Origin of the sequence: Synechococcus sp. 63AY4M2 (assembly GCF_002760475.1) — a bacterium.
GTDB lineage: Bacteria > Cyanobacteriota > Cyanobacteriia > Thermostichales > Thermostichaceae > Thermostichus.
Window position 1 is genome coordinate 1941275 of the sequence record NZ_AXUX01000001.1, and the last position, 8362, is coordinate 1949636.

Genomic DNA, 8362 nt, shown 5'->3' on the forward strand with positions numbered 1-8362 from the left:
GCTTGTTTGCAGTTGCACGTTGCCCGACAACGCAAAGCGTTCCACTACCAAGTGGCGCACTGGCTGGTGGGGCAATACGACCTGTTGGTGGTGGAGGATCTCAACGTCCGAGGGCTGGCACGGACTCGGTTGGCTAAATCGATTTTGGATGCGGCTTGGGGACAATTTCTTGACATTCTGACAGCAGTGGCGGTCAAACGCGGCAAACAGGTGTTGAGAGTGGATCCCCGTGGTACGTCCCAAAATTGTTGTGTTTGTGAGGAGCGTGTTCCCAAGGCCTTGTCGGAACGGGTGCATGATTGCCCTCGTTGCGGGTCGTGGGACAGAGACTTGAACGCTGCTATCGAGATTTTGAAGCGAGGACTCAGGTCCCCCCGTATACGGGGGGATATAGGGGGGCGGTGGGACTGCCGCTCTCTGGCTGTGGAGGATCCTGGTTTACCAGTCCGTTGAAGCAGCAACTCCGGGAAGTGATTCTCGGAAGCTCCCGTCTACAGCCCGTCAGGGCTTAGCGGGAGAGGATGTCACTTTCACTTTTTTGAGGTCAACCGAGCCCTGGTGTTGGATCGCGCCGCCAGCTTTGGCAGGCGCCTCAACATCCCTTCCGGCCAAGCGGTGCGTTTTGAGCCGGGGCAAACCCAGCGGGTCACTCTGGTGGCGCTGGGAGGCAAGGGTCTGGTGCATGGCTGCAACCGGCTGACGAAGAGCAGCGTCCGCTCTGCAACGCAAAAGCGGCGGGCCCTGGCCCGATTGCAGGAGTGGATGGGCTAGGTGGTTAAGCGCTATGGACATAACGCCCCTCGAAGTATGCAGCTTTGGGCATCTGGGCTGAGGCTTGGCCACATCCCCATCCCACCTCAGATTCAAGAGAGTAGGGCTATCCAATTCTTCCTCTGGGATCTGGCCAATGTTAGAGCGTGAGACTGTTTGGTGGATGTGGGTACAGGGCTTGGGGCTGAATCTTTCCGGGTTGGCCCTGTTGGCAGCAGCAGGTGCCACTTTCGGCCCCCTCTGCTGGACCGGCGCGACGGTGGCGGTGATGCTCAAGTTAATTGGAGATAGCCAACTGCTGCGCGCCTACTGGCTTTGGCAAAGTCGGCACCGCCAAGCGGGATCCCAGCCCGTCAGCTTGGCAGCGGCGCTCCAAAGTCAAGTTTGAACAGTTACCAAACAGCCTGTTCGTGGAGCTTCAGCTTCCCTCTCCCCCTGAGGAAGAGGGGCGGGTGAAGGCCAGCGGCAAAGTGCCTTAACCTTGTTTGAAACGACTGTCAGGGAGTTTGAAACAGCCTGACCCTCACCGCAGGTGGGCCACAGTCACACCCGTACCGCCGTCCTGGGGATCCGCTGGGGCAAACCTCTGGACACGCGGGTGATTTTGGAGGTAGGCCTGGACGCCGGCCCGCAGGCGTCCCGTGCCGTGGCCGTGGATGATCCAAACCGGGCCAGGAGGGGCTTGGGCAAAGTGCTGTTCCAGAATCGCCTCGGCATCGGCTACAGTTTTCCCCCTTAGGTCAAGGGTGTTGCGGCTGGTGCGCAGGTTCAGGGGAGCAGTGGTGGGCGGTGGGGAAGGAGGAGCTTTGGGGCGCTGGCGCTGTTTGGCCTGATGTTCATCGATGGGATCCAACTGGCCCCGCGGCACCGTGAACTTGAGAATGCCGCTGCGCACCACATACACCTCTCCTTCGACGGCAATGACCTCTCCCGTCTGTCCCAGGCCCCGCAGCCGCACCCGATCCCCCACCTCTGGCACGAACTCAGTCTCAACGGGCGGCGGCGGCGGCGAGTAGCGCCTGCGAATCTGCTCCAGCTCAGCAGCGACCTGCTGGGGATCGTCCCCCTGTTGCAGCTTGCGGACGGCGGCGGCCACCTCCCGGCGGGCGGCGGCCAAGAGGGCTTGCAGCCCCTGTTGCTGCCGGTACTCCAGTTGCGCCTCTCGCTCAGCCATTTGCCGACTGCGCTGCTGCATTTGGCGGTACAGGGTTTCCAGCTCTTGGTGCAGGGATCCCACCTGGGCGGCCCGCTCTTCCAACTGGGCCCGTTGCGCCTCCAGCCCCGCGATCACCTTATCCACCTGGCTTTCCCCCTGCAGATGCTGCTGCGCCCGCCGCAGAATCTCCGGCTCCAGGTGCAGCCGCCGGGCGATGGCCAAGGCATTGGAGCGACCAGGGATCCCCCACAGCAGGCGGTAGGTGGGGGCCAGGGTGGCCTCGTCAAACTCCACCGAGGCATTCTCAAAGCCGGGATGCTGGTATTTCAGAGCCTTCAGCTCGCCGTAGTGGGTGGTGGCCAAGGTCAGCAGGGCCTTTTCGGCGAGATACTCCAATAGCCCGGCAGCCAGGGCCGCGCCCTCGCTGGGATCCGTGCCTGCCCCCACCTCGTCCAGCAGAACAAGGGCCGGCGCCGGCTCCGACTGCAAAGCTTGCACGATGCGGCTGATGCGGCGAATATGCCCGGAAAAAGTGGAGAGGCTTTGCTGCAGCGATTGCTCGTCGCCGATGTCGGCATAGACCCCGTCGAACCAGGGCAGTTGGGGCGGATCCTGGGCGGGCAGGAAGATCCCCGCCTTGGCCATAAGCACCAATAGCCCCAAGGTCTTCAGGGCAACCGTCTTGCCGCCAGTGTTGGGGCCGGTGATGACCACGGCGCGGATGGACTCCGAGAGGGTGAAATCGATCGGGATCACCTCCGGGCCCTTGCCTTCCTCGCGAGACTGCCACAGAAGCAAGGGGTGCCTAGCTTGGCGCAGGCGCAATCCTGCCGGGACAAACTGGGGGCGATTGCCCCCCAACCAAAGGCTGTAGCGAGCGCGAGCCAACGCCACCTCCAGCCCCACCATCACCGCCTGCAGATGCTCCAAATCCTCGGCAACAGATCCCACCTGGGCCGAGAGGGCGGCCAAGATCCGCTCTTCCTCCGCCTGGATCTGGGCCTGGGTTTCCCGCAGCCGGTTGCCTAGCTCCACCACAGCGTAGGGCTCTACATAGAGGGTGGCCCCGCTGGCAGAGCTGTCGTGCACAATGCCGCGGATGAGATCCCGATGGGTGGCCTTTACCATCAGCACAAAGCGCCCCTGCCGCTGGCCAATCAACGTGTCCTGCAGCGCCTGGGGGTGCTGGCTCATCACCTGTTGTAGGCGTTCTTGGATCTGGCTGCGGTACTGGCGGTGCTGACGGCGCAGGTCTGCCAGGGCGGCGCTGGCGCTATCTCTCACCTCGCCGTGTTCGTCCAGGCAGCGGAAGATCTCCTGCTCTAGCTCAGGATAGGTGCGCAGATTGCTCACCCACTCCTGCAGGCGGGGCAGGCGCTCGTCAGCATCGATGAGTCGGCGAAGGCGGCGAGCAGCCCCCAAGGTGGTGGCAATCTGCACCAGCTCTTCCCCGCTCAGAATGCCCCCCCGTTCGGCCCGTTCCAGGGCCGGCAGCAAGTTGTGGATCCCGTCCAGAGAAATCCCCCCTGGCTGGCTGCAATCCAGCCGGATGGCCTCCTCCGTTTGATCAAGACAGACCTCGCTCTCGGCGCGGCTCCGCCAGGGATCCAGCTCTAGGCAGGCGCGGCGGCCTAGGGGTGTGGCGGCAAAGCTGGCCAAGTGTTGGCAGAGGCGGGGCCACTCCAACAATTCCAAAGTTTCTTGGCGGAGGGAAGGATCGGGCTCAGAACAGATCGGCAGCAGGTTGAAAGTAGTGGGCGTAGGCATTCCTGAAGAAATTAGCCATTCGAGGAAGAACGGAGCTGCAGCCGCTTCATCTCTTGCAAAAACTGCCGCTGGTAGTTGAGAAAGGCAGTGTGCCACTCGCGGAAGCGACGCTCACCATCGCGCACCAACATCTGTCGGTAGTGCTCGGAGTTGAGACGGGGCCGGGCCGAGTTCATGGGGATCGAAGACGCTCTGCCCCTATTGTGGCAGGCCGCGGGGCGCCTTTCATAGCTTCCAACCTGCGGGCAGGCGAGAAAGCACCCCATCTGTTCTGCCGGTGAGGGGAGATTTTTTGCTTGCAGTATGGCCGAACTTGGCAGTCGGCCTTGGCATACTGGAAGAGTCGTCGTACCTCAGCTACGCAAGTCAAATCCGTGCGCAAACGAGTGACCCTGATTTTTCCTCGCCACTTGGTGAATGTGCCCCTCACCTATCGTCTGGCGAAAGACTTCGATGTAGCCGCCAACATCGTCCGTGCCAGAGTAACCCCTAACGAAGTGGGCACCCTGGTGGTGGAGCTCTCGGGAGATATCGACCAGGTGGAGGCGGGGCTGGAGTGGGTGCAGTCTTTGGGCATTGAGGTGGCCGAGCGGGCTAAAGAAATTCAGATCGACCCAGATTTGTGCGTGGATTGCGGCTTGTGTACGGGCGTTTGCCCCACCGAGGCACTGAAGATTTCCGCTCCCGACTGGAAACTGGAGTTTCTGCGTAATCGCTGTGTTATGTGCGAACAATGCATCCCCACCTGCCCTGTCGGGGCCATCAGCACGAGTTTATAGCGATGAGGCGAAGAGCCGGCTAAGCCGACAAGTTCATTCACTATTACAATGCTGTAATATGACCCCGATTGGACTGGATTTGCCCAGGTTAATTCGAGGCAACTGGATATGCTCTCTACCTCGACGCTCATTGGCTTGACCTATGCTGCGCTAGCAGTTCTCTACCTGCTGGTGCTGCCGTTCTTGTTTTTGGTGTACGTGGACAAGCGCTGGAACTACAGCGGTGCCTGGGAAAAGGTGTTGATGTTTTTCCTAGTTTTGTTTTTCTTCCCCGGTATGGTGCTCGTGGCTCCCTTCATGACGTTTCGGCCCAAGCCGCGTTCGCTCTAGAGCTCGCCCTTCTGCAACCTACCAGCCATGCGCAGACGGGATGTTCTCGGCATTGGCCTAGCCCTGCTCTTGGGGGGAGGACTTCTCTACGGGCTGCTGCTTTGGGCCGGCTTAGATACGGGCGCGGCGCAGCAGGTGTCGAGTGTGGTGTTTCTGCTGGGATGCCTGGGCTGGACGGTGGGCTACCTGAAGCGGGTGTTGAGCAGGGAAATGACTCTGAAGGCCCAGTGGGCCACTTTCGAGAGGCAGCAAATCCAAGAAAAACTTCACTCCCTCTCCCCGGAGGAGTGGCAGGCCTTGCAGGCCGAGCTGGCCTCCGAAACCGAAGAGGAAGCTGAGGGTGGTTTGACCGAGCAAGGCAAGTGCTGAGGCCGCCGGGCAAGCTGTACCCAAAAACCTGTCGCAGATCGGTGGAGTTTCAGCTAGAAACTGCAGGAGCCCCGCACTGTACCCCCTCAATCCCCCCGCCCCCCTGCCCCCATATACGGGGGGTTGGGGGGGAAGGGGGGGCGGTCGGAGTCGGGTAGTTTACGTATCCAAGCGGCTGGGTCAGCCCAGCACTACCGGTATAGCTAGTTACTGTTTCTTCTCTATTGGAAATGCTACCTTGCGCCGTAGGCAAAGTTGTGAACTAAGGCAAGTCGTTTCTCTGCTCACCGTGACCAAGACCGTTCTGGTGGCTCAGGGTCAGCTTTTGCAAGCCCAGCTCTGGAAGCTGGTGCTGGAGTCTCAGCGCCATACAGTGGTGCTGGTTTCTCCTCAGGCAGATCTGGTGGAGGTGGCGGCAACTCATTCTCCGGATCTGATGGTGGTGGATATGACGACGGGGCTGTTTAACCCCTATGCCTTTTGTCGAGAGTGTCGGAGCCGGCTTCCGGATATCCCTGTGATTCTCACTCATTACCCTCGTCGCCCCATCGAGCCGGCAGAGCGGCGCTGGGCCATTTACCAGGGGGCAGCCGAGGTGATCCCCGGTTTGGCCGAAGCCGACGACATTCTCCACTCCCTCGAGCAAATTTACAAGGCAGCCAGGTGGTCTTTTCCCATCGACACGGAAGCTCTTCACGCGGTTCTCGAGCAGCTGGGTTTGTGGTCTGAAAAAGACAGCCCCCCTCCTTCCCCGTCCGTTGCAACAGAAGAACGCCAAGAGCAAACGGCTGCGCTCCCGCCGGCAAAGTATCGATTGATGTATCGGGGCCGCCCTGTCGAGTGAGCTGCAAGCGCTCCACACCACTAACGCGAAGCAGAGGGGATCCCTTGGGCGCTTTTCTCCCCTGGCGGGGTTGGGGATCAGGGCAGCACCAGCGCTAGGGTCGTGCCCTGGGATCCCGTCTCCACCAAACACAAGTCTCCTCCGTGGGCTTGCAGGATACGTTTGGCGATGTACAGCCCCAGACCTCCTGAGCCGGTCGGGTAGTGCTGGCCGGCGATGTGAATGGGTTGGGCGATGTAGGGCTGGGCCAGCTCTTCCAGGGGAGCCGGCAGGCCGGGCCCGTCATCCCGCACCTGGATCTGGCGAGGGCTGATGGTCAGCACCACCACCTGGCGGGCGTAGCGCAAGGCATTGTCCACCAGGTTCACCAGCGCCCGTTCCAGCTCGGCCTCATCGGCATTGGCCCACCCTTCTCCCTCCACTCGCAGGTCGATCCCCCGTTCTCGGGCCAGGGATCCCATGCGTTCGGCCACCCGTCGGGCCAGGGATCCCAGATCGCAAAGACGAGGATGTAGCTCGATCTCGCCCCGCTCTAGGCGGTGGGCCTCCACCATCCGCTGCACCAGGGACAGATTGCGTTGGTTCTCCTGCAAGATGCGATCCAGCAGGGCAAGCCGCTCTTCCGGCTGCAACTGCTGCTCCTGCTTGAGGGCACTTAGCAAATGCCCAAAGGCAATGAGAGGGGTTTTCAGGTCATGCACCAAGGTGGCGGTAAAGGCTTCCCGCCGCAATTGGTCAATCTGGATCTGGCGCAGCAGATGGGCAAAGGCCTGGCGCAGGATCAAAGCCTCTTGGGGATCCCCGGGGCGGAGCAGCAAATTCCAACGGGCCGGCTGGCTAATTAAGGTTTCCAGATGGCCCAGCTCGCGGGCCAGCAAGGTGAGGGGCCGCAAGATTAGGGAAGACAGGACATAGCCCACCACTGCCGATAGCCCTGCTAGCAAAGGGATCCACAGCAGCAGCAGGACAGATCCCTCGGGGCTGAGCTCTGTGCCGGGGAGGATCCACTGCACCGACAGGATGAAAACCAAGTTGGGGACAAAGGAAAGGCTGGCAATCACCAGCGCCACCTGAGTGCGCAGGCTGTGGGGGAAGCGGCGGCGCCAGAACTCAAGTAGACGGCGTCTCAAGGGGGAACGGGAGAGAGGGCTGAGTTGAATTAGGCCAGGAGCGAACAGGCAAGTCAAGAGGGCTGGCAAAAAGTGGGGGCTAAATCCGCCAGAGATAGATGGTGTAGGTGTTGATAACATCTGACACGGTGGTGGTGGCGGTGGGCGGCCAATCCCCCATATCGAAAGTGTGGGTGACCAGGCGGGCGCCAGGCCGGAGCTCGCTGCGCAGCTTGTCTCGAATCAGCAGGTGGGAGCGGGGCAGCAAATAACAGGTCACCACCGTCGCTGGCGAGAGATCCAGGGTGAGCAAGTCCTGCTGCCGAAAACTGACCCGATCCTGAACCTGAGCGGCTTGGGCCGCCTGCTGTGCCTCTAGGATGCGCTCTGGGTCGATATCCACCCCCAGGCCCCGCGTGCCGCAGCGCTGGGCTGCCCGGATAGGAATGCGGCCATCCCCACAGCCCAAGTCGTAGAGGAGATCGTCGCCCCGCACCTGCGCCAGATCCAGCATGGCGTCGATCACCAGGGGCAAGGTGCGCACGTAGGGAGCCAGGCTCTCCCTACCGGAGCGGTTCTGAATGGGTTTGAAACCACGAGGTGCCACGGTGGAGCCGGGAGAGAGCTTTTCCCCTATTTTAGGATCCCTTGGCTGCCGCCTCTTTTGCGGAGAGAGCAGAAAGCACGGTGGCAGGGATTGGGGTTCTCAATCTTAGATTTTGCGGTTCTGTTGTTATCGCGCAGTTGGCACCTTGAGGTGCTGGGGAGGCTCTTCCAGACCGCTATGGCTGGGAGCGCAGTTTTCCGTCCGTGCCGGAGTCTTGCTGAGGATTTTTGGGGTTTCTTAGCTGCAAACTCTACACTGGGGTTGGTCTGAGATCTGTACCTGATACATTTACGCTGAACACTGCTGAGCATTACTGCTCAGCGGTGAAGCGATAGCATTCTGTCCGTTTCCGTTGTCACTACGCGATGCTGACGCGACCGCGCTACTCGGACGGAGTCCAAACAGAAAGGCGGTATCCCGCAAAGCCCTGAGCATAACACCCAGAGCGCCTTGCCAATCTCGTGGTAGCCTATGGTTGCACTTTGGGCATCGAAACACCTTTGCGCCACCCAACTTGGTGTGGATGTGCCCGCACTTGGTACAGGTTTTGCTGGTGTACGCTTCCGATACTTCCACGACAACCACGTTTTTCTTCTTGGCTTGAAACTTCAGGAACTGCTTGAACCGATA

General features: G+C 60.9%; 11 protein-coding genes and 1 pseudogene. 7 read left to right on the plus strand and 5 right to left on the minus strand.

Going from position 1 to position 8362, the window contains the following annotated elements; translation table 11 throughout:
* Positions 1-66 precede the first annotated feature (66 nt).
* The 3 genes and pseudogenes from SYN63AY4M2_RS08645 (at position 67) to SYN63AY4M2_RS08655 (ending at position 1159) form a co-directional block, all read left to right on the plus strand.
* A complete protein-coding gene (locus tag SYN63AY4M2_RS08645) occupies positions 67-453 on the plus strand; it encodes a transposase (RefSeq protein ID WP_240530565.1) in 387 nt (128 codons plus the stop codon).
* A gap of 66 nt (positions 454-519) precedes the next feature.
* Positions 520-771 (plus strand): annotated as a pseudogene (locus SYN63AY4M2_RS14365) (urease subunit beta); the annotation flags it as partial.
* Between the two features lie 136 nt (positions 772-907).
* Positions 908-1159, plus strand: a complete 252-nt coding sequence (locus SYN63AY4M2_RS08655; RefSeq protein ID WP_099834751.1) for a hypothetical protein — start codon at positions 908-910, stop codon at positions 1157-1159.
* A 135-nt stretch (positions 1160-1294) separates the two neighbouring features.
* Here SYN63AY4M2_RS08655 and SYN63AY4M2_RS08660 read toward each other — a convergent pair whose 3' ends face one another.
* The gene (locus SYN63AY4M2_RS08660) at positions 1295-3694 is read right to left on the minus strand and encodes an endonuclease MutS2 (protein WP_011431374.1); all 2400 of its coding nucleotides are present in this window, start codon (positions 3692-3694) and stop codon (positions 1295-1297) included.
* An 11-nt stretch (positions 3695-3705) separates the two neighbouring features.
* Entirely contained in the window at positions 3706-3870 is a 165-nt protein-coding gene (locus SYN63AY4M2_RS13800; RefSeq protein ID WP_168173329.1) for a hypothetical protein, read from the minus strand.
* A gap of 198 nt (positions 3871-4068) precedes the next feature.
* Between SYN63AY4M2_RS13800 and SYN63AY4M2_RS08665 the strand changes: the two genes are divergently transcribed.
* From SYN63AY4M2_RS08665 to SYN63AY4M2_RS08680, 4 genes are all read left to right on the plus strand, one after another.
* Positions 4069-4473 (plus strand): NIL domain-containing protein, encoded by a 405-nt coding sequence (locus SYN63AY4M2_RS08665; protein ID WP_011431371.1) that lies wholly within the window; start codon positions 4069-4071, stop codon positions 4471-4473.
* 108 nt (positions 4474-4581) lie between these two features.
* Complete coding sequence (ndhL, locus tag SYN63AY4M2_RS08670) at positions 4582-4803, plus strand: NAD(P)H-quinone oxidoreductase subunit L (RefSeq protein ID WP_011431370.1); 222 nt, start codon at positions 4582-4584, stop codon at positions 4801-4803.
* 27 nt (positions 4804-4830) lie between these two features.
* Positions 4831-5172: a DUF3007 family protein gene (locus SYN63AY4M2_RS08675; RefSeq protein ID WP_011431369.1), complete on the plus strand. Its 342-nt coding sequence runs from the start codon at positions 4831-4833 to the stop codon at positions 5170-5172.
* Between the two features lie 289 nt (positions 5173-5461).
* On the plus strand, positions 5462-6016 hold the full coding sequence (locus SYN63AY4M2_RS08680) for a response regulator (RefSeq protein WP_041438612.1): 555 nt from the start codon (positions 5462-5464) through the stop codon (positions 6014-6016).
* Positions 6017-6093: 77 nt separating this feature from the next.
* On the opposite strand, the gene SYN63AY4M2_RS08685 is transcribed toward SYN63AY4M2_RS08680, so the two are convergent.
* From SYN63AY4M2_RS08685 to SYN63AY4M2_RS08695, 3 genes are all read right to left on the minus strand, one after another.
* Complete coding sequence (locus SYN63AY4M2_RS08685) at positions 6094-7146, minus strand: HAMP domain-containing sensor histidine kinase (RefSeq protein WP_228375346.1); 1053 nt, start codon at positions 7144-7146, stop codon at positions 6094-6096.
* Between the two features lie 79 nt (positions 7147-7225).
* Positions 7226-7732, minus strand: coding sequence for a class I SAM-dependent methyltransferase (locus SYN63AY4M2_RS08690; protein ID WP_011431366.1), 507 nt, complete (start codon positions 7730-7732; stop codon positions 7226-7228).
* Positions 7733-8020: 288 nt separating this feature from the next.
* Positions 8021-8362, minus strand: a 342-nt coding sequence (locus tag SYN63AY4M2_RS08695; RefSeq protein WP_143597437.1) for a zinc ribbon domain-containing protein, incomplete at its 5' end; no start/stop codon positions are given.

Bases quoted from the DNA above. Each gene is read 5' to 3' on its own strand.
- SYN63AY4M2_RS08675 (WP_011431369.1), top strand. From the start codon at position 4,831: ATGCGCAGACGGGATGTTCTCGGCATTGGCCTAGCCCTGCTCTTGGGG.
- SYN63AY4M2_RS13800 (WP_168173329.1), bottom strand. From the start codon at position 3,870: ATGAACTCGGCCCGGCCCCGTCTCAACTCCGAGCACTACCGACAGATG.
- ndhL (WP_011431370.1), top strand. From the start codon at position 4,582: ATGCTCTCTACCTCGACGCTCATTGGCTTGACCTATGCTGCGCTAGCA.
- SYN63AY4M2_RS08655 (WP_099834751.1), top strand. From the start codon at position 908: ATGTTAGAGCGTGAGACTGTTTGGTGGATGTGGGTACAGGGCTTGGGG.
- SYN63AY4M2_RS08660 (WP_011431374.1), bottom strand. From the start codon at position 3,694: ATGCCTACGCCCACTACTTTCAACCTGCTGCCGATCTGTTCTGAGCCC.